19 protein-coding genes and 2 pseudogenes are annotated in these 25,436 nt (G+C 71.6%); 7 read left to right on the top strand and 14 right to left on the bottom strand.

Annotation, left to right across the window (positions count from 1 at the left end):
* Window positions 1–64 precede the first annotated feature (64 nt).
* The 4 genes from AB0D74_RS38775 to AB0D74_RS38790 all read right to left on the bottom strand — a co-directional run bounded on the left by AB0D74_RS38775 (window position 65) and on the right by AB0D74_RS38790 (window position 6,563).
* Window positions 65–2,941: an AAA family ATPase gene (locus AB0D74_RS38775; protein WP_362597645.1), complete on the bottom strand. Its 2,877-nt coding sequence runs from the start codon at window positions 2,939–2,941 to the stop codon at window positions 65–67.
* Between the two features lie 123 nt (window positions 2,942–3,064).
* Window positions 3,065–3,418 (bottom strand): UBP-type zinc finger domain-containing protein, encoded by a 354-nt coding sequence (locus AB0D74_RS38780; RefSeq protein ID WP_362597648.1) that lies wholly within the window; start codon window positions 3,416–3,418, stop codon window positions 3,065–3,067.
* Window positions 3,415–4,893, bottom strand: a complete 1,479-nt coding sequence (locus AB0D74_RS38785; protein WP_362597650.1) for an ATP-binding protein — start codon at window positions 4,891–4,893, stop codon at window positions 3,415–3,417. The genes AB0D74_RS38780 and AB0D74_RS38785 overlap by 4 nt, the downstream gene beginning before the upstream one ends.
* Window positions 4,890–6,563, bottom strand: coding sequence for an FAD-dependent oxidoreductase (locus AB0D74_RS38790; protein ID WP_362597653.1), 1,674 nt, complete (start codon window positions 6,561–6,563; stop codon window positions 4,890–4,892). Before AB0D74_RS38790 ends, AB0D74_RS38785 begins: the two co-directional genes overlap by 4 nt.
* Window positions 6,564–6,670: 107 nt before the next feature.
* Between AB0D74_RS38790 and AB0D74_RS38795 the strand changes: the two genes are divergently transcribed.
* On the top strand, window positions 6,671–7,282 hold the full coding sequence (locus AB0D74_RS38795; protein ID WP_362597772.1) for a recombinase family protein: 612 nt from the start codon (window positions 6,671–6,673) through the stop codon (window positions 7,280–7,282).
* Between the two features lie 422 nt (window positions 7,283–7,704).
* On the top strand, window positions 7,705–8,619 hold the full coding sequence (locus tag AB0D74_RS38800) for a hypothetical protein (RefSeq protein WP_362597656.1): 915 nt from the start codon (window positions 7,705–7,707) through the stop codon (window positions 8,617–8,619).
* Between the two features lie 4 nt (window positions 8,620–8,623).
* Here AB0D74_RS38800 and AB0D74_RS38805 read toward each other — a convergent pair whose 3' ends face one another.
* From AB0D74_RS38805 to AB0D74_RS38830, 6 genes and pseudogenes are all read right to left on the bottom strand, one after another.
* Complete coding sequence (locus AB0D74_RS38805) at window positions 8,624–9,250, bottom strand: hypothetical protein (RefSeq protein ID WP_362597659.1); 627 nt, start codon at window positions 9,248–9,250, stop codon at window positions 8,624–8,626.
* Between the two features lie 183 nt (window positions 9,251–9,433).
* Window positions 9,434–11,035 carry a S53 family peptidase gene (locus tag AB0D74_RS38810; RefSeq protein WP_362597662.1) on the bottom strand — a complete coding sequence of 534 codons (1,602 nt, stop codon included), beginning with the start codon at window positions 11,033–11,035 and terminating at the stop codon, window positions 9,434–9,436.
* Window positions 11,036–11,313: 278 nt separating this feature from the next.
* Window positions 11,314–11,535: pseudogene (locus AB0D74_RS38815) on the bottom strand (transposase); the annotation flags it as partial.
* Between the two features lie 290 nt (window positions 11,536–11,825).
* Window positions 11,826–12,338 carry a hypothetical protein gene (locus AB0D74_RS38820; RefSeq protein ID WP_362597779.1) on the bottom strand — a complete coding sequence of 171 codons (513 nt, stop codon included), beginning with the start codon at window positions 12,336–12,338 and terminating at the stop codon, window positions 11,826–11,828.
* 352 nt (window positions 12,339–12,690) lie between these two features.
* Window positions 12,691–12,832 (bottom strand): annotated as a pseudogene (locus AB0D74_RS38825) (IS5/IS1182 family transposase); the annotation flags it as partial.
* Between the two features lie 353 nt (window positions 12,833–13,185).
* A complete protein-coding gene (locus AB0D74_RS38830; protein ID WP_362597665.1) occupies window positions 13,186–15,894 on the bottom strand; it encodes a tetratricopeptide repeat protein in 2,709 nt (902 codons plus the stop codon).
* 532 nt (window positions 15,895–16,426) lie between these two features.
* On the opposite strand from AB0D74_RS38830, the gene AB0D74_RS38835 reads away from it, so the two are divergent.
* Window positions 16,427–17,296, top strand: a complete 870-nt coding sequence (locus tag AB0D74_RS38835; protein WP_362597668.1) for a universal stress protein — start codon at window positions 16,427–16,429, stop codon at window positions 17,294–17,296.
* A gap of 34 nt (window positions 17,297–17,330) precedes the next feature.
* Here AB0D74_RS38835 and AB0D74_RS38840 read toward each other — a convergent pair whose 3' ends face one another.
* The 3 genes from AB0D74_RS38840 to AB0D74_RS38850 form a co-directional block, all read right to left on the bottom strand.
* Window positions 17,331–18,566: a DUF4032 domain-containing protein gene (locus tag AB0D74_RS38840; RefSeq protein WP_362597671.1), complete on the bottom strand. Its 1,236-nt coding sequence runs from the start codon at window positions 18,564–18,566 to the stop codon at window positions 17,331–17,333.
* A gap of 24 nt (window positions 18,567–18,590) precedes the next feature.
* The gene (locus tag AB0D74_RS38845) at window positions 18,591–19,340 is read right to left on the bottom strand and encodes an MBL fold metallo-hydrolase (RefSeq protein ID WP_362597674.1); all 750 of its coding nucleotides are present in this window, start codon (window positions 19,338–19,340) and stop codon (window positions 18,591–18,593) included.
* A gap of 86 nt (window positions 19,341–19,426) precedes the next feature.
* Window positions 19,427–20,053: an alpha-ketoglutarate-dependent dioxygenase AlkB gene (locus AB0D74_RS38850; protein WP_362597677.1), complete on the bottom strand. Its 627-nt coding sequence runs from the start codon at window positions 20,051–20,053 to the stop codon at window positions 19,427–19,429.
* Between the two features lie 165 nt (window positions 20,054–20,218).
* On the opposite strand from AB0D74_RS38850, the gene AB0D74_RS38855 reads away from it, so the two are divergent.
* Both AB0D74_RS38855 and AB0D74_RS38860 read left to right on the top strand, forming a co-directional pair.
* Window positions 20,219–20,848, top strand: coding sequence for a TetR/AcrR family transcriptional regulator (locus AB0D74_RS38855; RefSeq protein WP_362597680.1), 630 nt, complete (start codon window positions 20,219–20,221; stop codon window positions 20,846–20,848).
* Window positions 20,849–20,862: 14 nt separating this feature from the next.
* Window positions 20,863–22,536, top strand: a complete 1,674-nt coding sequence (locus tag AB0D74_RS38860) for an FAD-binding dehydrogenase (RefSeq protein WP_362597683.1) — start codon at window positions 20,863–20,865, stop codon at window positions 22,534–22,536.
* Between the two features lie 106 nt (window positions 22,537–22,642).
* On the opposite strand, the gene AB0D74_RS38865 is transcribed toward AB0D74_RS38860, so the two are convergent.
* Window positions 22,643–22,990: a DUF488 family protein gene (locus AB0D74_RS38865; protein ID WP_362597686.1), complete on the bottom strand. Its 348-nt coding sequence runs from the start codon at window positions 22,988–22,990 to the stop codon at window positions 22,643–22,645.
* Between the two features lie 166 nt (window positions 22,991–23,156).
* Between AB0D74_RS38865 and AB0D74_RS38870 the strand changes: the two genes are divergently transcribed.
* Together AB0D74_RS38870 and AB0D74_RS38875 are read left to right on the top strand one after the other, a co-directional pair.
* Window positions 23,157–24,560 carry a M1 family metallopeptidase gene (locus AB0D74_RS38870; protein ID WP_362597688.1) on the top strand — a complete coding sequence of 468 codons (1,404 nt, stop codon included), beginning with the start codon at window positions 23,157–23,159 and terminating at the stop codon, window positions 24,558–24,560.
* Between the two features lie 122 nt (window positions 24,561–24,682).
* Complete coding sequence (locus tag AB0D74_RS38875) at window positions 24,683–25,426, top strand: L,D-transpeptidase family protein (protein ID WP_362597691.1); 744 nt, start codon at window positions 24,683–24,685, stop codon at window positions 25,424–25,426.
* Window positions 25,427–25,436: the final 10 nt, after the last annotated feature.

Consider the following 25,436-nt stretch of genomic DNA (forward strand, 5'->3'; position numbering starts at 1 on the left):
ACAACCGGACCACCCCGTCCGATCACCCTCGTCCGATCACCTCCGTCCGATCACCTCCGTCCGATCACCCCCGGGCCGTCGGCTCGGGGGTGATGAGGCGTTCCCGGTAGGCGATCGCCACCGCCTCCGTACGGCTCGCCGCGCCCAGCTTGGCGAGGATGTTGGACACATGCACGCTCGCCGTCTTGCCGGTGATGAACAGCTCCTCGCCGATCTGCCGGTTGCTGCGGCCCAGCGCCAGCAGCCGCAGCACGTCCCGCTCGCGTGCGGTCAGCGGCGAGACCGCGTGCTCCGCCGGCGCCGACCGGCCCAGCACCGCGTCCGCGCGCTCCCGCAACGGCACGGCCCCCAGCTCCACCGCGGTCTCCCGGACCGCCCGCGCGTGCTCCGCGGCCTCGGCCCGCCGCCCGTCGGCGGCCAGGGCCTCGGCGTACCGTAGCCGCACCCGGGCCGCCTCGTACACATCGCCGAACGTGAACGCGGCCACCGTCTTCTCCCAGGCCGCCACGCCCGGCCCGGACACGGCCCGGACCCACTCCGCCTCGGCACGCGCCAGCCAGGCCTGCCCCTCCGGACCCTGCGACACGGCCGCCGCCCGGGCCAGTTCGACCAGTTCACCGGCGGCACCGGCCCAGCGGTCCGCGCTCCCGTCGCCGCGCCCTTCGGCCGCCGCCCGGTCCGGCAGAGCCGCCAACGCGAGCGCGGCGAGCCGGACCGTCACGTGCGGCGCCCGCCCCAACTCGTCGGAGAGCACCGCCACCACGTCCCGCGCCCGGGCCACGGCCTCCTCGGGATCACCCCGCAGCGCCGCCGCGTCCGTCAGCACGATCCCCCCGACGAACGTGCCCATCCAGTCGAACGGTTCCCCGAGCAGCGCCTCCGCCCTCGCCACGGCATCCGGCTCGCCCCGGGCCAGCGCTATGTACAGGACGGGTCCCTCGGCGAAACCCGGCGCCGGATCCGCACGGGCCACCCGCACGCACTCGTCCCACCGCCCCAGCGTGAAGAGCACCAGCAGCCGCAGGTACCGCATCTCCAGCGCGTGCGGCGACGACAGCAGCCCCGACCGCCGGGCCCGGTCGAGCCCCTCGGTGATCCACGGCAGGCACTCCCGCAGGTCACCCGACTCGAAGCAGCCGATGGCCAGGCTGAACAGCGCCCGCATCTCCACCGGTGTGTCCCCGGCCGACCTGGCCAGCTCCCACGCCTCCCGGAGCCGCTCCCGTGCCTCCGGGGAGCGGCGCCCGCCGCCCTCCAGCCGGGCCAGCGAGATCAACAGGTCCGCCCGGGCCGCGGTGGCACCGATCCGTTCGGCGACCTCCAGGGCCTGCCGCGCGACCCGCAACGCCGTCTCGTCGTCCCCGACCTGCCGGGCCGCCATGACATGGGTGGCCGCCGCCCACACCCAGGTCCGGGAGGGCGGTTCGGCGGGGATCATCGCCAGTGCCTCGCTGCTGTAGGCGAACGCGGCGGCGAGGTTGTCGACGGTCATGAGGTTCCCGGCGAGGGTGTAGCGCACCCTGGCGGCGAGTTCGGGATCCGCGTCCTGGGCGGTCCCGGCCAGCGCGGCCCGGGTCAGGGACACCGCCCGGTGCACGTCCCCGGAGTGCGCGGCGGCGGCCGACGCCCGCAGCGTCAGACTCACCGGGTCCAGACCCTCGCCGGAGGGCCGCGCCTCGCACGGCACGGCCGGCCACAGGTCCAGGGCCGCCTCCAGATGCCGCAGCTCCTCCGCCGGGGCGCCCATCCGCCGGGCGTGACCCGCGGCCTCCACGGACGCGGCCAGCGCCTCGGGCAGATCGTGGCTCTCCCGGTAGTGGTGCGCCCGCTCGGCGGCCGTCGCCGCCCCGCCCCCGCGCGCGGCGAGCAGCCCGGCGTACGTGCCGTGCAGCCGCGCCCGCTGCCCGGGCAGAAGGTCGCCGTAGACGGCTTCGCGCGCGAGGGCGTGCCGGAAGGCGTACGTCTCGCCGTCCCCGGCGACGAGCAACTGCCGCCCCACCGCCTCCCGCAGGGCGGCCTCCAGCTCGTCCTCCGGAAGCCCGGCCGCGTCCCGCAGCAGGTCGTGCCCGACCCGGCGCCCCGCCACCGCGGCCGTCCGCAGCACCTGCTGGGCCGTCTCCGACACCTGCTCGACCCGGATCAGCAGCAGATCGGCGAGCCCGGTCGGCATCCCGTCCGTGTCGGCGGCGGCCACCAGCTCCTCGGTGTAGAAGGCGTTGCCCTCGGCCCGCTGCACGATGTCCCGCACGGCCGCCTCGGACAGCGGTCGCTCCTCCAGCGCCCGCACCAGCCGCGCCACCTCCCCGTCCGCGAGCGGCCGTACCTCCAGCCGCTCCACCCCGGGCAGCCGCACCAGCTCGGCGAGCAACGGCCGCAGCGGATGCCGCCGATGGAGATCGTCGGCACGGTAGGAGGCCAGCACGGCGAGCCGCCGGGGCAGCACCCCACGGCCGAGCAGGAACCGCAGCAGATCACGGGACGACTGGTCGGCCCAGTGCAGATCCTCCAGGATCAGCAGCAGCGGTACCGCAGCCGCCAACTCGGCGAACAGCCCGGCGACGCCCTCGAAGAGCCGCAGCCGCGCGTCCGCGTCGCGGGAGGAGTCCGGCCCGGCCCCGAGCAGCCGCCGCACGACGGGATGCGCGGCGAGCACCTCCGCGTACCGCCCGTCGGCGGCCAGCACCCCGAGAATCTCGGTGAACGGCAGGTACGGCAGCCCCACGTCCCCGAGATCGACACAGTGCCCGACGACGACATGAACCCCGCCCCCGGCCGCCCGGACCGCCACCTCGTCAAGCAACCGCGTCTTCCCGACCCCCGCGTCCCCGGAGACCAGCACGGCCTGCCCACCACCGCTCCGGGCCCGCTCCAGCACCGCCTCCAGACGGCCCAGTTCGTCGTCCCGCCCGATCAGGGGGCTGCCAAAAGATCTCTGCGACACGCCCTCATCCTTGCAGGAAGCGCGAGGCGAAACCCTCAAGGGGCGCGGGGAACTGCGCGACCAGCCACGACGCACGCGCAACCGCCGTCGCCACAGAACCCCCCACCCCCGTAGGCACTACGCTCAGCCCCTCAGAACTCGCGCCCAGTTCTCCGGCACCCGCTCCGCAGGCCCCGGCACCGACTGCTCCGCAGGATGACTCACCGGCGGCGCCAACTCCGGCCCGGCCTCGAACAATTCCTCCGTCGCGAAGTTCCAGAACCACCCCTCGCCCGGTTCGTAACTACGGATCACCGGATGCCCGGTGTCACGGAAGTGCGCCGTCGCGTGCTTCGAGGGCGAGTCGTCGCAGCACCCGACGTGCCCGCACTGGGCACACCGCCGCAGATGGAACCACCAGCCCCCCGCCGCGTCGCACTCCACACACCCGGCGCCGCTCGGCGCAACGTTCGGGTCTATCGAGGTGTCGCCACTCATACTGCCTCCACAGATGTCTCGGATTCCTCGGGAGCCCCGGCGGTCAGCGGGAGCAGCACCTGGAAGCGGGTGTCGCCGGGCTCCGACTCCACCCGCATGGTGCCGTGATGCTTGTTCACGACGATCCGCCAGGAGATGTCCAGACCGAGCCCCGTGCCCTGCCCCACGGGCTTGGTCGTGAAGAACGGGTCGAAGATCCGGTCCTTGATCTCCGGCGGGATCCCGCTCCCGGTGTCCCGGAACTCCACCAGCAGCTGCTCGTGGTCGAGCGCCGTCCGCACGGTCAGTGTGCCCTGTCCGTCGCCCTCGCCGGCCCCGTCCTTCATCGCGCAGACCGCGTTGTCGATGAGGTTGGTCCACACCTGGTTGAGTTCGGCGGGGTAGGCGGGCACCGGCGGGACCGTACGGTCGTACTCCTTGACCACCCGGATGTCCTGCCCGATCTTCGCGGACAGCATCAGCAGGGTGCTGTCGAGGAGTTCGTGCACGTCGACCACGCGGTACGGCGCCCGGTCCAGCTGGCTGTACTGCTTGGCCGCGTCGACGAGGTGCGAGATCCGGGTGGTCGAGTCCTCGATCTCGTTCATCAACAGCTCGGTCTCGATGGTGTAGTTGAGCCAGCCGACCGCGTTCGGCAGGATCTCCTCGTCGACGGCGGCGGCGACCTGCTCCAGCCAGTCGACGTCCAGCCCGGCCTGCACGAAGGTCGGCGCGAGCTCCCAGCCGTGGTCGATGCCGCGGTCCTCCAGCCAGTCGGTGAGCGTGTCCTCGCGGTCGGCGGTCTCCAGCGGGCTGAGCGAGGACGCCTTGGCGACCCGTTCCGCCGTGCGCTCCTGGATCTCGATCAGGCCCGCCAACTGCTCGCGCGAGTACGGCCCGCCGGCGATGATGGCGAGCTTGTGCCGCATCTTCGCCACCCGCTCGCGCAGCGTCGACGTGGCCCGCACGGCCGCCGCGGCCGGGTTGTTGAGCTCGTGGGTGAGCCCGGCGGACAACGAGCCGAGCGCCAGCAGCCGTTCGCGCTGCCCGATCGCCGCCTGGGTGTTCTTCGAACCGAAGAACAGGCCCTCGAGGAGGTGCACGGCCATCGGGAACCAGTCCTGCATGATCTCCGCGAACGTGTCGGACGGCAGCACGAAGAACCGGGTCGGCTCGGTCACCCGCATCGTGTTGTTGTACGCCTGCCGCACCCGGTCCCCGAGGTAGGCCTGCATGGCGCCCGCGTACACCCCGGCCTGCGAGGTCCGGGTCACCTCGACGTCGTCGCCGCCGACCTGCCGGGAGAGCACCACGGTGCCCTCGATCATCACGTAGAAGCAGGTGGCCGGATCACCCTCGGTGTAGACCGGGCCCGGCTGGAACAGCTCCACCCGGCCCGCCGCGCACAGCCGCCCGAGCTGCTCCGGCTCCAGCTTCTCGAACAGGAACAGCGCGCCGACCTCCCTCGGGCTGCACGGCATCAGCTGCCCGCTCATGACTGCTCCAGGTACCGGTGGACGAGCATCACTGCCATGGCTCCTTCTCCGACGGCGGACGCGACACGCTTGGCGGACTCGGCGCGTGCGTCGCCCGCCACGAACACGCCGGGAATGCTGGTCTCCAGGTGGTACGGCGGCCGGTCCAGCTCCCAGCCGGCCGGTGGCCGTCCGTCGACGGTCAGGTCCGGCCCGGCCAGGATGAACCCGCGTTCGTCCCGCAGCACCGTGTCACCGAGCCAGTCGGTGAGCGGTGCCGCCCCGATGAAGACGAACATCCACTGGGCGTCGACCTGTTCCCGGTCCCCGCTCTGCACATGGCGCAGGGTGATCTGCTCCAGGCGCTCGACACCGTGCGCGGCGTCCACCACGGTGTGACTGCGCACGGCGATGTTCGGGGCCTCGTTGATCTGCTGGATCAGGTAGTACGACATCGACGCCGACAGGTCGGCGCCGCGGACCAGCAGGGTCACCGACTTCGCGAACCGGGACAGGTACATCGCCGCCTGGCCGGCCGAGTTGGCGCCGCCGACGATGTACACGTCCTGGCCCTGGCAGGAGGTCGCCTCGGTGAGCGCGGAGCCGTAGAACACCCCGCAGCCGGTGAGGTCGATGCAGCCCTCGGCCTCCAGCTGCCGGTACTGCACCCCGGTCGCCAGGATCACGCTGTGCGCCGCGACCGCCGAGCCGTCCGCGAACCGCACCACCCGGGCGGCCCCGTTGATCTCCAGCCCCGTGACCTCGCGGGCGGTCAGGATCTCCGCGCCGAACTTGGTGGCCTGCCGCCGGGCCCGGCCGGTGAGCTGGGCCCCCGACACGCCGTCGGGGAAGCCCAGGTAGTTCTCGATCCGCGAGCTCTGCCCGGCCTGCCCGCCGGTCGCCGACCGCTCCACGAGCACGGTCCGCAGCCCCTCCGACGCCCCGTACACCGCCGAGCCGAGCCCGGCCGGGCCGCCGCCGATCACCACCAGGTCGTAGAAGTCCGCCGTCGGGGTCGTCGCCAGACCCACGTGCGCGGCCAGCTCGGGCGCCTCCGGCTCCACCAGGGGGGTACCGTCCGGCGTGATCACCAGCGGCAGCCGTGCCCCGTCGGCCCCCGCCGCGGCCAGCAGCCGCTGCCCCTCGGGCTCCTCCACCGAGTACCAGCGGTACGGCACCTGGTTGCGGGCCAGGAACTCCCGCACGTCCGAGGACCGCGCCGACCAGCGGTGGCCGACCACCTTCGTGGCCGGCACCGGCCGGTAGTCACTGGCCCGCCAGGCGTCCAGCAGGTCGTCCAGGACCGGGTAGAGCTTCTCCTCCGGGGGATCCCAGGGCTTGAGCAGATAGTGGTCCAGATCGACGACGTTGATCGCGTCGATCGCCGCGTTGGTGTCCGCGTACGCGGTCAGCAGCACCCGGCGCGCACCCGGGTACACGTCCAGGGCCTGCTCCAGGAACTCGATGCCGTTCATCTGCGGCATCCGGTAGTCGGCCAGGATCACCGCCACCAGGTCGCCGCGCAGCTTCAGCTCCCGCAGCGCGTCGAGCGCCGACTCCCCGGACTCCGCGCGCACGATCCGGTACGACGCGCCGTAGCGCCGCCGCAGGTCCCGGGCGACGGCACGGGAGACCCCCGGGTCGTCGTCCACGGTCATGATTACACCTACGGGTGACTGTGAAGGTGACATAACGCGACCGTAAGGGACGGGGAGGGGCCATGGCCACGGGATCCGTGACAAGGGCAGCACGCGAGTACGTGCGTGTGTCCAAGGGCAAGGGCTAGACCGCGCGCAGCATCACCGACCAGCACCGCGACAACATCGCTGCCGAAGCCGATCACGGTCCGTGGACGTGGGGCGAGCCGTACAGGGACATCGGTTCGGCCTCCACGTTCGCGACCAAGGCGCGCGGCGGCTTCGAGAAGCCGCTGGCCTACCTGACGTCCGGCGCCTTCGGCAACCCCGGCGACGTCCTCGTGCTGTGGGAGGTGTCCAGGCTCGCCCGTGAGACCAGCCGGGGCGTGGCCCTGGTCGACGCGGCGGAGGCGGGCGGATACCTGTTCCACGTGACCAGCCTGGACCGCACCTTCAGCCCCCGCAACTACGGTGACCGGCACTCCTTGATCAGTGGCATCACCGACGCGGAGGAAGAGGCCCGGCTCCTGTCGGTGCGTAGGCTGCGTGGTGTGAACTCCGCAGTCGGCGACGGCCGCCCCCACGGCAAGATCCCCTTCGGATACCGGCGCCCGTACGAGCTGATCGACGGTCGCCCGCGTCCGGTGTCGCAGGAGGCCGACCCGGCCGAGGGCCGAGGGGCCGCACGAGGCCGAGCTGTAAGAACTTCTCCGGCAAGCACAAAGCCCATGGCCTGCTGTTTCTCGCACTGGCTGACGAGAAGGGCAACCTGACCTGGATCTCTGCGGCCAAGCCCGGCCGGCGGGATCACCGTGGCTCGCCACAACAAGATCACCGGCCATCTGTGCGAGGCCCGAAGAAGATCACGCCCCAGACCGGGGCGAGTACATCACCGCAACCTCACACCAGCCCAGCACGTCTTCGGCCGCACCACTTTGGCGAAACGCTGTAGGAATCTGCGTGAGCGGGTCAACGGCCCCGAGGGACAGCGGCTCGGCTTGGCACTGATTCCCGACGATCAGATCAACATGCGCGTCAAGCGGCGCACCCGGGCCGCCGGCCCCGGCGGTTCCCAGGCCAAGTCCGTGGCCGAGGTAAGTGCGGAAGAGCGCCGTTCGCGGGGCTGGCCGGCTCGTACGCCCGAGCGGTACGCCACCGGGTGCAGCGGAGGCCGGCGACGCTGAGGCTTGAGGGCATGGTCACCCCGCCAGAGCCGCCACCCAGCCCGGAGCCCGTGCCCTCGCCAGCGACGTCCCTTCTGCGGAAGACGGCGTTCATTGCCGCCCCGGGGACCATCGTCTTCGCGTTGCTTTACTACTTCGGCAGCGTCTACAACAAGGCGTACTACACCACCCTCGGTGTCTTCCCCGAGGATCTCGGGTTCTCGATTCAGGGCACTGTCGCCAACAGCACGACCGTGATCTTCTTGCCCGTGTGTCTGTTCCTGATCGGTGGCCTGATCTCGTTTCTGGCGCTTGGCTGGCTGGCACGGTGGTTGGACGGACCCAGGCGGGCTGCCCGTCGCCGTTCGGCGATCAAGTGGCTGCTCGGCCTTGGGGTGGGGGTGGTGTTGCTGGGTTTCGTATTCTTTGTCTGGGAAGTCTTGCCGACGCAATGGGCGCAACAGTTCCTCCCGGCCTTGACGGTGGCCCTTGGGGCGACACTGGCCGTCTTCGCCGTCCATGTGCGCCTGGCGACGCACGCAGACGCCCGGAACCGGCGGTACCCGCCCGGCGACCGGATGTGGCTGGCCGGCGGCACGCTCCTCCTGGCTCTGCTGACGCTGAGTCTGTTCTACGACATGTCGCAGTACGTGGGGGCGGTCGGCCGCGGCGACGGGAGGTCGAAAATCGACGGGGGGTACCAGCACACCCCGTGGGTCGTGGTCCACTCGCGGGTGCCCCTGGCCCACTACGCGCCGGGCATCACCCCCAGAGACCGGGGCCCCGGATTCGGCCCCTACCGCTACGAGTACCAGGGCTTTCGCGTCCTTGCGAAAGCGCCGAACCGCTTCTACCTGGTCTCCAGTACGTCCCGATGGAAAGACCGCGTCGTCGTCGCGCTGCCCGATGACGGCACCGTGTGGGTGGAGATCCGCGGCGTGATGTGAGGGCCTACGGCGTCGGTGTGCTGTCCGGGGTGAGGGGCGGCGTGGTCGTGGGTTCGGAGGGAGTAGGGGGCGTCGTCGTCGGCGGCATCGTCGTGGGCGGCATCGTCGTGGACGTCTCAGGAGTGGGGGGTTGCGCGGTCGAGGTCGTGTCACCAACCGCGAAGCCGACCACCGGGTAGGTCGTGGTGGCGCCGTCCGCAGTCGTGACGACCAGTTCTCCGGAGTACGGCCCTGGCTGCGCCGGCGTGTGCTCGATGGTCACCGTGCACGGGTTCGGCGGCTGCGGACTAAGGCAATCGGTGCCCTTGACCTCACCCTGTCCGTTGCCATTGGAACGGTAGACGAGGTTCTCCACCGGTTTGGGCTGCTGTTCACCCGGGACGTTGATCGCCACGTCGCCCGTGGTCGGCTCGTTTACTCTCGCCTGCGACATGTGGATCGTCGGCCCGGCGCCACCCTCGTTGTCACTGCCCGGGAAGACTGAGGCGAGCGTCTCTGCCGCCTCCGGCGATTCTATGCCGGTCCCAGTCTCGTGGCCGCTGGACTCCTGCTGGCTGGTCCCCTGTGTGGTTCCTTCACCCGAACCGTCCTCCTTGCAGCCGCCCGTCATCGCCAGCGCGGCGACCAGCACGGCGACGGCAAGGCAACGGGCACCCCTTGAAGTCATAGCGTCGGTCCTTCCACTCGCGGTCGGATCGGCTATCGCGTCCTGGTGCGCTTCGTTCGCCTGACTCGCCGAGGAGTGTCACACGCGGGTTCGCCGTGCCGTCCACCAGAGGCTTCCTGATGGACGGCACGCCCGGGCGCGCGGCTGTCAGATCGAGGTGAGACGGGTGAGGAGCGCCTGACCGTCCGGGACACCGAGTCCTGTGCAGGCGTCCCAGCCGGGCGTGGCCGCGAAGTCGCCGATGTCGCCCAGCGTGATGTCACGGAAGCCGGCCGGGCTCACCCCCGGTGCCGCACCCTCGTACAGCATGGGCTGGAGCATGCCGAGCGGGTGGCCGAGTGCCTCGGCGAGACGGACGGTCAACGCGGCCCAGAGCGGTGCCACAGCGCTGGTGCCGCCGAAAATCTCGTCCAGGCCGTGGACGAGCACTCTGTAACCGGTCTTCGGGTCGGCGGCGGCGGCCACATCGGGCACGCCGCGTCGGGGGTCCTGGCCGTTGCCGTTGGGTACGCCGACGTTCGCCTGCCAGCTGGGCTGGTTGAACTTGCGGCTGACGCCGCCGCCGGAGGCGGACCCGTTGCCGTTGTTCCACACGGTCTCGGAGTTGACGGTGCTGGTGGCCGGGTCGGCGTCCAGGTGCGTACCGCCGCAGGCAAGGGCGCGGGGACTGGAGGAGGGGAAGTCGGTGTGCCGGTTGCCCGTCGGGTCGCCGTCGCTGCTGCCGTTGTCACCGGAAGCCACGCAGACGGTGACGCCCATGGCAGCGGCGTCGGCTAGCGCGGCGTCGAGGATCGCGCGGCCTTGGGCGGTCCACAGGTCCTCGCGCTGGCCCCAACTGATGCTCACTGCCGTGGGGGTGGGATCGGCGAACACCGCGGTGCTGATGGCGTCTGTGAAGCCTTGCGCGCTGTTCTCCGCGAAGTACACGACTTGGCGTGCACCGGGCGCAAGCGCGCCGATCACCTGGCTGTCGAGCATCACCTCCCCGTCGGCCGGGTCGCCCGGGCTGTTACTGCCGTTGCCCACCTCGACGACATCCACGCGCGGCGTGAGGATGCCCAGCTTGGCGAAGTACTCGTCCAGGTCGCCTGGCGGGATCCCGCCGCCGAGTTGGACGACGGCGATCGTGTGACCGCTGCCGTCCGTGCCCTGGGGAAAGCGGTAGATCTTGCCGAGGTCAACGGGCGAGTACGATGTCTGGGCGGCATGGGCGTTCATGCGCTGTATGTGGGGGCGGGCCTGAGGTCGGTTGTCCAAGCCTGTCACACCGATCACCACGCCGTCCCACTGAGGGAGGATGCGCAGGTCGCCGGTCCGCTGCCGGTGTTCTACCATGCGTGCTTCGTCCGCCGGGTCGGGGGTTGTGACCATGGTCAGTGAGTCGGCCTGCACTACGGACCGGAGCTGGCCGAGCGTTCCGGAGATCTTGACCCGACGTGAGGCCGGATCCGTTTGCGTCACAGTCAGCCCGTGCTGCTCCGCTGACCGCTTCACCATGTCGATGTCGGCCGGGTCGGCGCCGTAACGGGCCGCCAGTTCCGCACGCGTGATCGTCTGGGGTCCCTCGACCAACTCATCCGGGATCTCGGCGCGACGGCGCAGGACCAGCGTGACCTCGATGCGTTCTGAATCGCTCACCGCTCCGGTCGAGCGCGCATTCGCGTGGGCGCTGCGCTCACTGCCTCGGAGGGGAACCAGTCGCGTTTTGTCCATGACTTCGAGCGTTCCACCGACGCAGGCGGTTCGCATCCTGTGCCATCACCAGGCGTAGCCATGCCCCATTACGGCGACCGCGATATCGCCTGCGGCGCAAAGACGCTGCTCACCCGGCGTGTGGACGGCAAACAACCGCCCCGGTGCCTGCCGCCGCCGTGAACCACGGCACGCCGTCGGGCCGCCGGGCCGGACCTGGCAGCTGATCATCGACATGGACGCCCAGAGCAGCACGTCCAGCGAGACCGACCAGGATCGTGACCCCCTGGGGGACGTCTCGTCGATCAGGTGTCGAGCCAGATGAGTGTGCTGGCCAGCTGGTCGACGCGCTCCGGGATGGTCGCTTTGATTCCGCGTCTGCGCAGGTAGGCCCGGAAGTTGCGGGCCGAGTAGCCCTTGTCGGCCACGACCCTTCCAGGGCGCCGGCGGGGACGCCCCGGGCCGGGCCGGGCGACGCGAATGGCGTCGATGACGGCTTCGGCCTGGGTGCAGTCGTTGCGGGTGCCGGCCGTGACAGTGAAGGCCAGCGGTCGTCCTCCGGTCGTCCTCTACGTGGTGGCAGGAGCCGATCCCCACGCTGTCGGCGTAGGCGCTGCCGGTGCCGACAGCCACGCCTGGGACGACGATGACTCCAGCAAGGGCGGCCTTGGTGATGCCTTGAGCCCAACCAGGCGTGCTTCCCTCTGAGTCTGTGGCGGCCCGTTGCGGGCCTTTGCGCGTTGCCGTTGTTTGCGCTGCTCGGGCCGGCCTGGCGTGAAGCGGCCCGACCAGACTGCCCCCCCGGTGGGCGAGTGGAGTCTCCATCGCGTCAGCCAGGGGCGTGTATCTACCAGACCGACGCGACCGGCGACTCGATGTCACCGTAGTAGCCGTACGGGGCTCCGCCGGGGGTACCCCAGAAGCCGACCTTCACCATGTAGGCACCGTTCAGGCCACCGACCGTCTGCGTGACGATGTTATACGTCAGGCCGTTAGGGCCGCCGGACAGCCACCCGATGTCGGTGCAGTGCAGATCCTTCACCTCGTTCCAGTGGCCGAACCCGTCACTCTTGTACAGCTGCGCGCACGGGAACACGCTCATGCTGCCGGGGGCCTCCTGAACGCGGATGATGCCGTAGAAGCCGTTGCTGCCGTCGGCGGCGGGCTCGATGCACGAGTCCAGGGACACACCGCCGCCGACATTGACGTAGCCGAGCGGGTGCCCGTTGCGGTCGAGCTGGTCGCCGCGGCAGCCCGTATTGCTGGTCGCGGCGGAGGCGGAAGAGGTGCCGACGGCGATGCCGCCGAGCACCAGAGCGCCGATGGTGGCGAAGCGGGCGAGATGACCGAGCGTTTTCAAGAGGTCTCCTTGGCAGGCTGGTTGATCGGTGGCGCCGGCGTGCGGGGCCGGGCACACAATGTGTGAGGTGTCGATTGCACGGTGAAGAGAGCGCCCCGGTGCCGCAGTACACGGAAAGCCGGGAGACGCAGGCGGGGTCTTCGTCCCGGCGCTCACGGCAATAGGAGCTGTCCTTCCTGCCGGCAGGAGGCGACGGGTACCGGGATGGTCCCTGTTCTCGGCCCTGCCGTTGCATCACATCCTCGGCGGCCCTGGACAGCACCTCCATGACGGCAGCTTGACGTTCGCCTGTCGTTCGGACCGAGGCGATACGGCTCCGGCTGGAGCGGCATGTTCGCCCGCATGCTGGAAACAGGGTGGCTTCGTGGAGGTGGTCCCGGAGACCGGCCCGGGTTCCGGATCAGGAAGAGGCCGTGAGCGGTCGGCTTCGATACGCCGAAGCACGGAGGCAAGGACCGTGAGGCACAACCGCTGACGAGGACGTAGATGGTCGCCATTGGTCGTCTGGTCGTCAACCGACGCGACATCAGGGGGTTTCAACCCTCTCCCCGTAGCGCGGCCTCAATGGGCGGTGCTTCTGAGGCCGCGCCGTGTTCTCCCAGGAGGTGACGGACGCCGCTGCGGGGCCGGCCGGTCCCCTGCAACTGTTCGGAGTTCACCGGACGCCGGGACCTCGTTTTGACCTGACGGCTGGAGGGCGCGGGCAGTTGGCCGAGGTCCCTGTGGGTCTCTCCTGCGATGCCGTTCTCGTGCCCGACGGCCTGGCGAGGGGAGTTGTCGACCCTGTGCGCTGCTTCTCCGGCGCGCTCTGCGGATGGTCCCTCCCATCGCTCACGCGATCGCGTAGTCACGAAGTCGATCGCGCCCAGGTGCTGATGGACCGCTGTGGCGGGCGGCCCTCGGCGGCCGGAGCAGGATCGGTCCGCAGGGCGGAGAGCCGGGCGGCGGCCTCCGCGGCGGCGGGTGAGCCGAGTCGGCTGTAGAGGGCGACGGCGTCCTCAAGGCCGATCAGGGCGGCGGCGTGGTCGCCGAGAGCAAGGGCGCAGCGGGCGGCGCCTTCCAGGGCACGCGCCTCGTCCAGTGGGCTGCGGGTGTCGCGGGCGATTTCCAGGGCCTGCTGGTGGAGCGTCAGCGCCGAGCGCGGGTCCGCCGTCCGCTCGGTCAGGGCTCCGAGGTCGAGCAGGGCGCTGGTCTCGCCGGGACGGCTGCCGATCTCCTGGTACAGCGTCAGCGCCTGCTGGTAGAGCGCGAGGGCGTCGTGGGCCTCACCCAGTGCGTCGCGGGCCCGGCCCAGGCCGAGCAGCGAGTCGGCCTCTCCGTGCCGACTGCCCGCCTCCCGGCAGGCGTCCAGGGAGCGCTGGTGCAGCTCGGCCGCGGCGCGGTGGTCGCCGACGGCGTGCCGGATTCGGCCCAGCCCGCGCAGAGTGTTGGCCACGCCCTGCACGCTGTTGAGGTCCTCGTAGATCGTCAGCGCCTCCTGGTAGAACTCCGCGGCGCTGTTCCGGTCGCCCATCTCGTCCAGGATGTAGGCCAGGTCGTGCAGGGCGGCGGCCTCGCCGCGGCGGTCTCCCATGGTCCGGTAGAGGGTGAGTACCTGCGAGGTCAGCTCGACCGCGGCCGGGGAGTCGCCCGAGGAGTGACGGGCTCGGCCCAGGTCGCACAGCGCGCGGGCCTCGCCGAGCTGGTCGCCGAGCGCCCGGAAGGCGGTCAGGGCCTGTTCGTGCAGCCAGGCGGCCTCGCGGATCTCCCCGGTCAGCAGCCGGATGCGGCCGAGCTCGTGGAGGTCGTTGGCCTCGCCGTACCGGTCGCCCAGTTCCTGGTGGATCGCGAGGGCTCTCGCGTACAGCTCTGCGGCGGCCCGGTAGTCGCCGGTCGCATGCCGAGCTCGGCCCAGGTCGCAGAGGGCGTCCGCCTCGCCGCGGCGGTCGCCGGCGGTTGCCGCCGCGGTCACTGCGGACTGGTGCAGTGCGGCGGCTTGGCTCCAGCGCCCCTCCAGCAGGAGGAATGCCGCCACGTCGGCGGAGAGCGACACCGTGAACGAGGGGCGGGCCGCGAGGGCGGGGTGGCCGAGGAGTGCGAACAGGTTCCGGTGCTCGTTGCGCATCCAGGCCAGGGCTTTGGGCCGGTCGGTCAGCGCGGGGAGGGTGGCCGGTGCCGCCGACTCGAGGTGTCGGCCGGGGCGGGTGCGGCGTGCCAGATGTTCGTTGGCCCGCGCGGCGGCGTCCTGATAGTAGTCCGCCAGCCTGTGCAGCGGGGCGTTGCGGTCCGTCTCCCAGGTCTGGTCCTCGGCCATCGACCGGGCGTAGAGACCGACGAGGTCGTGGAAGAGGTAGCGGCCCGGGGTGCGCTGGACCAGCAGATTGTGGTGGAGCAGGGATTCCAGCAGCCGCTCCGCTGTGCGGTGGTCGATGCCGGCCAGGGCGGCGACAGCGCAGGTGTCGACGTCGTGGCCGGGGAAGAGGCCCAGCAGCCGCAGCAGGCCCTGTTCGTCGGGAGCGATGGAGGCGACGGAGGTGGCGAAGACAGCGGTCAGGCTGCGGTCCTCGTCCGTCAGATGGGCCAGGCGCCGGTGCTCGTCGCGGAGCCTGTCCACCAGGTCCTGAAGGTCCAGGCCGCGGTGGTGGCGCAGCCGTGCAGCAGCGATGCGGATCGCCAGCGGCAGATGGCCGCAGAGCCGGACGAGCTCGTCGGCCGCCGGATGGCCGGCGGGGACTCGACCGGGACCCGCGCCTTCGCACAGCAGCGCCACCGCGTCCGTGTCGGGGAGCACGTCGACAGCGAGGCTGTGTGCGTCGTCGAGGCCGGTGAGTCGATTGCGGCTGGTGATCAGGACCAGGCAGCCGGGCGTGCCAGGCAGAAGCGGGCGCACCTGCGCGCTGCTGGCAGCGTTGTCGAGGACGATCAGGGTGCGCGTGTCGGCGAGCCGTTCCCGGTACAGGGCGGCTCGGTTGCTCAGTTCCTCGGGTATCTGCTGCGGCGGCACGCCCAGCGAACGCAGCAGCCAGTCCAGGGCGTCGGCAGGGGTGATCGGGGCGATCCCGGCCGTGTGGCCGTGGAGATCCACGAAGAGCTGCCCGTCAGGGAACTGCGCACGCACGCGGTGCCCGACGCGAACAGCCAGCGCGGACTTGCCCACGCCGCCCATGCCGTCGATCGCCGAGATCACCACCATCCCGGAAGCACTGCCCGCGGGCGCCGACCTGGACAGCGCCAGCAGCTGGTCGAGCTCCCGGACCCGGCCGGTGAACAGCCGGGTGTCGTAAGGGAGCTGGCAGGGCGCACCCGGGCGCAGCTGCCCCGTTGCGGGGGCGACGGCCGAGCGGGCCGGAGCGGAGACGATCCGCGCCGCCGCGAGGAACTGCTCGCGGCGGCGCGGATCGAGCGCGAGGGCCTCCGCGAGCCGACTCACCGAGGAGAGCCGGGGCTGTCGCCGCCCCGCCTCCAACACGCTGATCGAGTGGGCCGACACCCCTGACCGGTCGGCCAGTTCCTCCTGCGTCCAGCCGGTCGAGAGCCGACAGTCACGCAGAAGCTCCCCAAAGGCGCTACCGCCCATTTTCCCCCCTGAAAACGGTTAGCCGCCGAAACGGCACAGGCCAGCCAGACCATTCTCAGTCAGCGAGCTGCACGCGTTCAACCGCGGTTCCCGCCGGCAGGCAGGGCAGGCAACGAGATCACCTCCTGCTCGTCTTCGACCGTCAACCCGGCGAAGAAGTCGGCCCCCGAACCGCCGCAGGATCTCGCCCGCGCAGCGCTGTTCGAGGAAGGCGAAGCAGCCGTCGATCCTCGCCGGCCTCGACCGCATGGTCGGGTGCCGACCCGGCTTGCCCGGCCTGGCGAAGTACCGGTCCGGATCCCGCGAGGTCAGCTGCGCGCGACCTGCTCGACCGCCTGGTCCGGGACGGCCGCGCCCCGCGCGACAGCCTGCGACGGCCGCGGGGACGTCCGCCTCGACGACCTCCACGACCGCGGCCGGCGACGTGAGCCAGGGTTCGCCTGCCTTCGCTCTGGTACGAGGGTGCACAGCGGGCACCTGTCAGTGCGGAAAACTGATCACACGGACACGGAACAGACGAGGAGGCCGGCGCATGACACGCCCGCTCACGGCAGGGGTCGACGGTACGGAGGAGAGCCTCGCCGCTCTCGACTGGGCGGCCCGGGAAGCGGTCCGCCGGGGGCTCCCGCTGCGGGCGGTGCACGCCTGGCGGTACGAGGAGCACGAGGCGCTGGGCGGTGACCGGGAGGCCCAGCGCGGATGGGTGTCCGACGGGGTCGCCGAGTCGGTGCGGACCGTCACCGGACGCTATCCGGGGCTCGCGGTGAGCGTGGACGTGGTGGAGGGCGGCCCGGTCGAGGCGCTGGCCGAAGCGGCGGCCGGGGCCGAGCTGCTGGCGCTTGGCTCGCGCGGGCACGGCCGGGTCGTCGGGTTCCTGCTCGGCTCCGTCGGACAGCAGGTGATCGCCGAGGCCGTACGCCCGGTGGTCCTGGTGCGCGCCGGTGACCGGCCCACCGCGGAGGCCGCCGGACGGGAGGTCGTCGTGGGCCAGCAGGGCACCCCGGAGGACAGCGCGGCAGCCCTGGAGTTCGCGTTCGAGACCGCGGCGGCCCGCGGCGCGACGGTCCGGGCGGTGCGGGCCTGGACCCTGCCGCCGGTCTTCGCCTACAGCCCGGGCTCCCTGAAGCTCCTCGACGAGGCCGGCGGCATGGAGCCCTTCGAGAAGAAGGCGCTGGCCGAGGCGGTCCGGCCGCTGCGCGAGCGGTTCCCGCAGGTGCCGGTCGCCGAACACGTGGAGATGGGCAGCGCGGGGCAGGTGCTGCTCTCCGTGGCAGGCCGGGCCCAGCTGATGGTCGTCGGGCGGCGCGCCCACCGGACGGCGGTCGGCGCCCGTATCGGCTCGGTCGCGCACGGGGTGCTGCACCACGCCGACTGCCCGGTGGCCGTCGTCCCGCACGACTGACCCGCGCGCCGGCCCGGCCGGGTTCACCCCGGGCTCACTCCGGGGTGACCGGCTCCAGCGTCTCCCTCGCCTTGGGCAGCACGTTCTCGATGTACTCCTCGACCGCTTTGTCGAGGCCTATGTCGTGCTGTGCCCGCTCGGACAGGTACCAGCGGTGTTCGAGCAGCTCGTGGTAGATCTCGGCCGGGTCCATCGAGCCGCGCAGCTCCAGCGGCACGGCCCGCACGGTCGGACGGAAGACGTCCCGCACCCAGCGGTGGGCCAGCACCTCGGGGCGGGCCGCGAGGGGATCGCCGGGGGCGTAGTCGTCCTGGGTGGCCATCCAGCTCTCCAGGTCGTTCAGCAGCCGCCGCGCCTGGTTCTCCTCGGCGTCCAGGCCGGTCAGCCGCAGCAGCTGGCGCTGGTGGTGGCCGGCGTCGACGACCTTCGGCACGAAAGTGACGGAGTCGCCGTTGGAGGAGTGCTGGATCTGCATCTCCGCGACGTCGAAACCGAGGTCGTTCAGGCGCCGGATCCGGCGCTCGATGTAGTGGTACTTGCCCGCCGGATACACCGAGGTCCGGGTCAGCTCCCCCCACAGCTCGCCGTACCGGGTGCAGATCTCGAAGCCGAACTCGATCGGGTCCAGGGAGGGATGCAGCGCCCCCGAGGCCTCCAGGTCGAGCAGTTCCCCGCTGATGTTCACCCGGGCCAGGTCGAGGTCGTACTCCCGCTGCCCGTTGCTCAGCTGCGAGTGCAGATCGCCGGTCTCGGCGTCCACCAGGTACGCCGCGTAGGCGCCCGCGTCCCGCCGGAACAGGGTGTTGGACAGCGAGCAGTCGCCCCACGCGAACCCGGCCAGGTGCAGACGGACCAGCAGGACGGCCAGGGCGTCCATGAGGCGGTGCATGGTGGCCGGGCGCATGGTCGTCTCGAACATCGAGCGGTACGGCATCGAGCCGCCCAGATGCCGGGTGACCAGTACCGACTCCAGGGGTTCGCCCGCGGGGTCGGTACGGCCGGTGATCACGGCGAGCGGGTCGACCGCGGGGATGGTGAGCCGGTCCAGGTCGCGCAGCAGCTCGTACTCGCGCAGCGCCGGGCGCTCCGCCAGCTCCTTCACCGCGATGACTTCGCTGCCGGCCCGGGCGTAGCGCACCACGTGCCGGGAGATGCCGCGGGGGAGCGGCACGAGGTAGTCCTCGGGCCACTCCTCCAGCGGGACGTCCCAGGGGAGTTCGAGCAGGAGCGCGGGGTGCTCCGGATTGGTGGCGTTGATCTGCAAGGCCATGGGAGGAACCTTAAGGCCGGCGGGTTACGACGCCAGCTCCCGGGCCCGGTCGGCGGCGGCCCGCACCGAACCCCGGTGCAGCGGGCCGTGTCCCGGCAGCAGGGCGTCGCCGTCGAGGGCGCCGATCAGCTCCAGCGAGGCGACGGCCCGGGCCCGCTCGTGGTGGAACATGTCGGGCAGCAGCTGCGGGCCCTCGATCCGCGAGGTGCGGTGGCCGCTGACCAGCGCGTCCCCGGAGATCACCAGACCGGCGCCGGGCAGGTGGTAGACGGTGTGCCCGTCGGTGTGGCCCGGGGTGTGCACCGGGACCGGGCGGCCCGGCAGGTCGAGAGGACCTTCGGCGACCGGGAACGCCTCGGGCGCCTTGACCGGGTGCTGCTCGGTGCCGCCGACGCGCAGCACGTGCACCAGCCACGGCACCACACCGGGCCGCCAGGCGTTCTTCAGCACGTCGCCGACGGCCACCTGCTGGAGGTAGTCCCGCCGGGCGTGCGGCACCTCGGCCTCGTGCAGGTAGACCGGCGTGCCGTGGGTGTCGCGCAGGTACTCGGCCGAGCCGAGGTGGTCGTTGTGCGCGTGCGTGATCAGGACGGCCGCGACCGCCTCCGGTGAACTGCCCACCTCCGCGAGGGAGCCGAGCAGCCCCTCCCGGTCCCCGGGGTAGCCGGTGTCCACCAGCGTGACGGCGTCCCCGTCCTTGAGGATCACCCAGTTGGTGTGGTGCCCGTGCACCAGATAGGTGCCCGTGGCGACTTCGTGTACCTCAGCGCGCATGATCTCCCCGGCCCGCCCGTTCGTGCAGTTCGAAACGGAGGACAGCCAACCACATGAACGGGGGCACCGGTTGACGGGGATCCGGGTCAGCGCACCCCGTGCGGCCGGAACTGGATGCTGATCCGCGGTCCGGCGGCCCGGGCCGTCTTCGGCACGCAGTGCTCCCAGGTCCGCTGGCAGGAGCCGCCCATCACGATCAGGTCGCCGTGGCCGAGCGGGCGGCGGACCGAGGGGCCGCCGCGCAGCGGGCGCAGCAGCAGGTCACGCGGTGCGCCCACGGAGACGATCGCGACCATGGTGTCCTCTCGCGCGCCCCGCCCGATCCGGTCGCCGTGCCAGGCCACGCTGTCCCGGCCGTCGCGGTAGTAGCAGAGCCCGGCCGTGGCGAACGGCTCGCCCAGCTCCTCGGCGTAGTGCAGGGTGAGCGCCTCGCGGGCCGCGGTGAGGACGGGGTGGGGGAGAGGGTCGGCGGCGCCGTAGAAGGCGAGCAGGCGCGGTACGTCCACGACGTTGTCGTACATCTGCCGGCGCTCGGCGTGCCAGGGGACGTCCGCCGCCAGCTCCTCGAACAGCGCGTCGGCGCCGCTCAGCCAGCCGGGCAGCACGTCGATCCAGGCGCCGGAGCCCAGCACGGTCCGGCCGATGCCGTCGAGGGTGCCGAGCCGCAGCTCGTCGGTCTGGTCGAACAGGGAGCCCTGGAGGTGCGTGGCCATGAGCCAAGCGTACTCCGTAATCGAAAATCTGTTCCTATTTGCTCTCCGGCGGGTACGCGACGGCCGGGCTTGCGGCGGCCAGATCTGCGACGGCCGGGTTTGTGCCGGCCTCTTTCGATACATCGATGTATTCGATACATTCGCGTATCGAACGGAGGTCGGCACATGGCAGTGGACGGCGGTGCGCACCCGCGCGTGACCCGGCGGCGGGTGCAGACCCGCGCCCGGCTGCTCGACGCCGCGTTCACCGTGTTCGCCGCCAAGGGCTTCGGGCGGGTCTCCATCGAGGAGGTCTGCGAGGCCGCCGGGTTCAGCCGGGGCGCCTTCTACTCGAACTTCGCCACTCTCGACGAGCTGTTCTTCGCCCTCTACCGGGAACGCGCCGACCTCATCGCCCAGCAGGTCGCCGACGCCCTCGCCGGCGACGGACCCGACCTGGACGTACCGGCCTCCGTGGACCGGGTCACCGACGTGCTCCTCCTCGACGTGGACTGGCTGCTGGTGAAGACCGACTTCCTGGTGCACGCGGCCCGGGACCCGGCCGTCGCCGAAGCCCTCCTCGACCACCGCGCCCGGCTGCGCCAGGCCATCGCCGACCGGCTCTTCCGGGCTCGCGGCCACGCCCCGCTCCCCGCCGTCCTCGGCGGCGTCGAGGACGCCGCGCACGCCGTGGTCGCCGCGTACGACGGAGTCACCACCCAGCTGCTGCTCGACAAGGACGTGGACCGGGCCCGTGCCTGGCTCAAACAACTGCTCACCGCGCTGCTGACGGACGGCAGCACCCGATTCGGATAAGAAGGGGCGACGCCATGGACGCGGACGTCATCGTCGTCGGAGCCGGTCTCGCCGGCCTGGTCGCGGCGCACGAACTCACCAGCAGGGGCAGGCGCGTCGCCCTGGTCGACCAGGAGAACGCCGCCAACCTCGGCGGCCAGGCGTTCTGGTCCTTCGGCGGGCTCTTCCTCGTCGACTCGCCCGAGCAGCGCCGGCTCGGCATCAAGGACTCCCTCGACCTGGCCTGGAACGACTGGCAGGGCAGCGCCCAGTTCGACCGCAAGGAGGACGAGGACTCCTGGGCGGTGCGCTGGGCCCGGGCCTACGTCGAGTTCGCGGCCGGGGAGAAGCGGCCCTGGCTGCAGGGCCACGGCATCAGCCTGCTGCCGACCGTCGGCTGGGCCGAGCGCGGCGACCTGCGGGCGGACGGCCACGGCAACTCCGTGCCCCGCTTCCACGTGGCCTGGGGCACCGGCACCGGCGTGGTCGAGCCCTTCGTCCGGTACGCCAGGCAGGCCGCCCGCGACGGACTGCTCACCTTCCACCACCGCCACCAGGTCGACGAGCTCGTCATCGAGGACGGCGAGGCGCGCGGCGTCCGCGGCACCGTCCTCGCCCCCGACGACTCGGCGCGCGGTGTCTCCTCCAACCGCGACCGCATCGGCGACTTCGAACTCACCGCCCAGGCCGTCGTCGTCACCACCGGCGGCATCGGCGCCAACCACGACATCGTCCGCCGCTACTGGCCCGAACGCCTCGGCACGCCCCCCGCCGAGATGGTCACCGGCGTTCCCGCCTACGTGGACGGCCGGATGCTCGACATCAGCGCCGGGGCCGGCGTCCGCCTGGTCAACCGCGACCGCATGTGGCACTACACCGAGGGCATCCAGAACTGGAACCCGATCTGGCCCGGCCACGGCATCCGCATCCTGCCCGGCCCGTCCTCCGTCTGGCTCGACGCCCTCGGCCGCCGCCTGCCCGACCCCTGCCTGCCGGGCTACGACACCCTCAGCACCCTGCGGCACCTGCGCACCACCGAGGACATCGCCGGGTACGACCACTCCTGGTTCGTCCTCACCCGGAAGATCGTCGAGAAGGAGTTCGCGCTCTCCGGTTCCGAGCAGAACCCCGACATCACCGCCAAGGACCGCAAGGCCGTGCTGCGCGACCGGCTGCTCGGCAAGGGCGCGCCCGGCCCGGTGCAGGCCTTCCTCGACCACGGCGCGGACTTCGTGACCGCGACCTCGCTGGACCAGCTCGTCGAGAAGATGAACGGCCTCACCGACAAGGCGCTCCTCGACGCCGCCGAGGTGCGCCGCCAGATCGTCGCCCGCGACCTGCAGATCGGCAACTCCTACAGCAAGGACTCCCAGGTCCAGGGCATCCACAACGCCCGCCGCTACATCGGCGACCGCCTCGGCCGGGTCGCTACCCCGCACCGCATCCTCGACCCGGCAGCCGGACCGCTGATCGGCGTCAAGCTGCACGTCCTCACCCGCAAGACCCTCGGCGGCATCCAGACCGACCTGGACTCCCGGGCCCTCGGTGCCGACGGGCAGCCGATCGGCGGGCTCTACGCGGCCGGCGAGGTGGCCGGCTTCGGCGGCGGCGGTGTGCACGGGTACAACGCGCTGGAGGGCACGTTCCTCGGCGGCTGCCTGTTCTCGGGGCGGGCGGCGGGACGGGCGGCGGCGAAGCAGACCACCTGAGAGGTGTGCCGGAAGTGCCGCGACGCGCTGCCTGCGCCGTCTTCGTCTGCGGCTCCGTCGTGGCTGGTCGCGCAGTTCCCCGCGCCCCTTTCGGGGCGCTTGCCGCTCAGGCGGTCAGGAGTCGCGCCAGTACCGTGGCGTGGCTTTCGTCGGGGGTCTTGGACGCGGTGAGCAGGGTCACTGGGCCCTTACGGGTCAACTCCCGGAGGCCGTCGAGGAGTTCGGCGGCCTCGGGGGCGGCCAGTTCCGCCTCGTAGCGGCCGACGAACTCCTCGTACGTCCCGCCCGCGTGGAACCAGCGGCGCAGCTCGTCCGACGGGGTCAGGCCCTTCGGCCACTCGTCGACGTGCGCGACCTCCTTGGACAGCCCGCGCGGCCACAGCCGGTCCACCAGGACGCGCAGCCCGTCCGCAGGCTCGGGCGACTCATAGATCCTGCGCACGCGCACGCTCACGGTCGATGCACCTCTCGGCTCGCTGACGGTGCCGCGAGCGTAAGCGGCGGCCCCGCTCCACGAGCTGCCGACGCGGCGCGGCTTGACCAGAATGAGGGGGAAACGCGGACACCCGCGCGCCTAGTCTGTGGGCCACTGATCATCGGCCACCCCCCTAGGAGTCCATGTGCAGGGCGCAAGCAGACGTACCGCAGTCCTCCGCCGCGAGGCCGTCCTCGGCACCGTCCCGGTCGCCGTGGCGGCCCTGCTCGCCGCCGCCGGGACAGCCTCGGCGAGCACGGTCGGCGCCGCGGGCGCGGGCGACCCGTACTTCCCGCTCAGCGGCAACGGCGGCTACCACGTCAGCCACTACGACCTGACGCTCCGCTACGACACCACCTCGCGGCACCTCGACGGCAAGGCGGTCCTCACCGCCCGTACCACCGAGAAGCTGACCCGCTTCGACCTCGACCTCAGCGGCCTGAAGGTCACCCGGGTGACCGTCGACGGCCGGACCGCCCGTTTCAGCCGCACCGGACAGGAACTCGTCGTCACGCCGGCGCGGGCGCTGGCGAAGGGCCGGGACTTCCGGGTCACCGTGGCGTACAACGGCACGCCCAAGCAGGTCACCGACCCCGACGGCTCGGCCGACGGCTGGATCCGCACGGACGACGGCGCGTTCGTCGCCGGGGAGCCGCAGGGCGCGATGACCTGGTTCCCGGCCAACAGCCACCCCAAGGACAAGTCGTCGTACGACTTCACGATCACCGTCCCCAAGGGCCGCACCGCCGTCGCCAACGGCGTCCTCGTCGCCCGGCACACGTCCGGGAACAGCACGACCTTCCGCTGGCGGCAGGCCGAGCCGATGGCCGCCTACCTCGCCACCGCCACCGTCGGCAAGTTCACGGTGCAGCAGTACACGACCCGGGACGGGATCAAGGTCTACAACGCGGTCGACCCGCGCGAGGCGAGCGGGTCGGCGGCCGTGCTGAAGAAGCTGCCCTCGGTGCTGGAGTGGGAGAGCAAGCTGTTCGGGCCGTATCCGTTCCGCTCCGCCGGGTCGATCGTCGACCACGCGCCGAGCGTCGGGTACGCGCTGGAGACGCAGGGCCGGCCGATCTACGACTCGGCGCCGGATCTGAGCACGCTCGTGCACGAGAACGCCCACCAGTGGTTCGGCGACTCCGTCTCCCTCACCGCCTGGAAGGACATCTGGCTCAACGAGGGCTTCGCCACGTACGCCGAGTGGCTGTACAGCGAGCAGCACGGGGGCGACAGCGCGCAGAAGACCTTCGACGCGCTGTACGCGAAGCCGGCGAGCGACGCGCTGTGGGAGTACCCGCCGGGGGATCCGGGCAGCGGCGAGAACATCTTCGGTGAGCCGGTGTACGCGCGGGGCGCGATGGCCCTGCACGAGCTGCGCAAGACGGTCGGGGATCCGGTGTTCTTCCGGATTCTGCGGGCGTGGGCCTCGGAGCACCGGTACGGGCACGGGACCACCGCGGAGTTCGTGAAGCTGGCGGAGGTGCAGTCGGGGAAGGACCTCGGTTCCTTGTTCCAGACGTGGTTGTACAAGAAGGGCAAGCCGTAGCGGTTCGGCTGCCGGCCGGTGGGGGGTTCTCGCGCAGTTCCCCGCGCCCCTGACGGGGCGCCTTCGGCAACGGGCGCTGAAAGCTGACGAGTTTCTTACATTCGTCGGTCAGGGTCGGTTGCATGATCCATCGCAGAACTGCTGTTGCCCTCCTCTCCGCCTCCCCCCTCCTGCTCTCCGGATGCGGGGGAGGCGCCGAGGCCGCGCCGAGTCGGTCGGGGGACGACCGGCCGGTGCAGGTGACGGCTTCCCCCACACCCGAGAGCAACAGCCCGCAGCCGAGCGGCATACCCGGGCTCGGGCCGAAGACGACCGCCGCCATACCGGGGCGGGCGGAGCAGGTCGTCGTCGCCCGCGGGCGGGGCAGGAACTCACCGGTGTCCTCCGTCGCCCTGTACGAACGGGACGACGACGTCTGGCAGACCGGTGCCACCTGGCCCGCGCACAACGGCAGGGACGGCTGGAGCGAGCACCACATGGCCGGGGACCTGCGCTCGCCCGTCGGCGTGTACGGGCTCACCGACGCCGGGGGCCTGCTCGCCGACCCGGGGAGCAGGCTGCCGTACCACCACTCCTACGGCTTCACCTCGCCCGGTACCGGGTTCGAGGGCGAGCCGCTGGAAGGGTCCTTCGACTACGTGATCGCCATCAACTACAACCGGGAGCCGGGCACGTCACCGCTCGACTGGACCCGGCCGATGGGCGCCGGGCGGGGCGGCGGCGTGTGGCTGCATGTCGACCACGGCGGTCCGACGCACGCCTGCGTCAGTGTCGCCAAGGCGCACATGAAGGAGCTGCTGCGCACCCTCGACCCGGACCGGCATCCCGTCGTCGTCATGGGGCACGCCGACTGGCTCGCCCGGTAGAGAGCTAGGG

The sequence above is a fragment of the Streptomyces sp. NPDC048278 genome (assembly GCF_040652195.1).
Classification (GTDB): domain Bacteria; phylum Actinomycetota; class Actinomycetes; order Streptomycetales; family Streptomycetaceae; genus Streptomyces.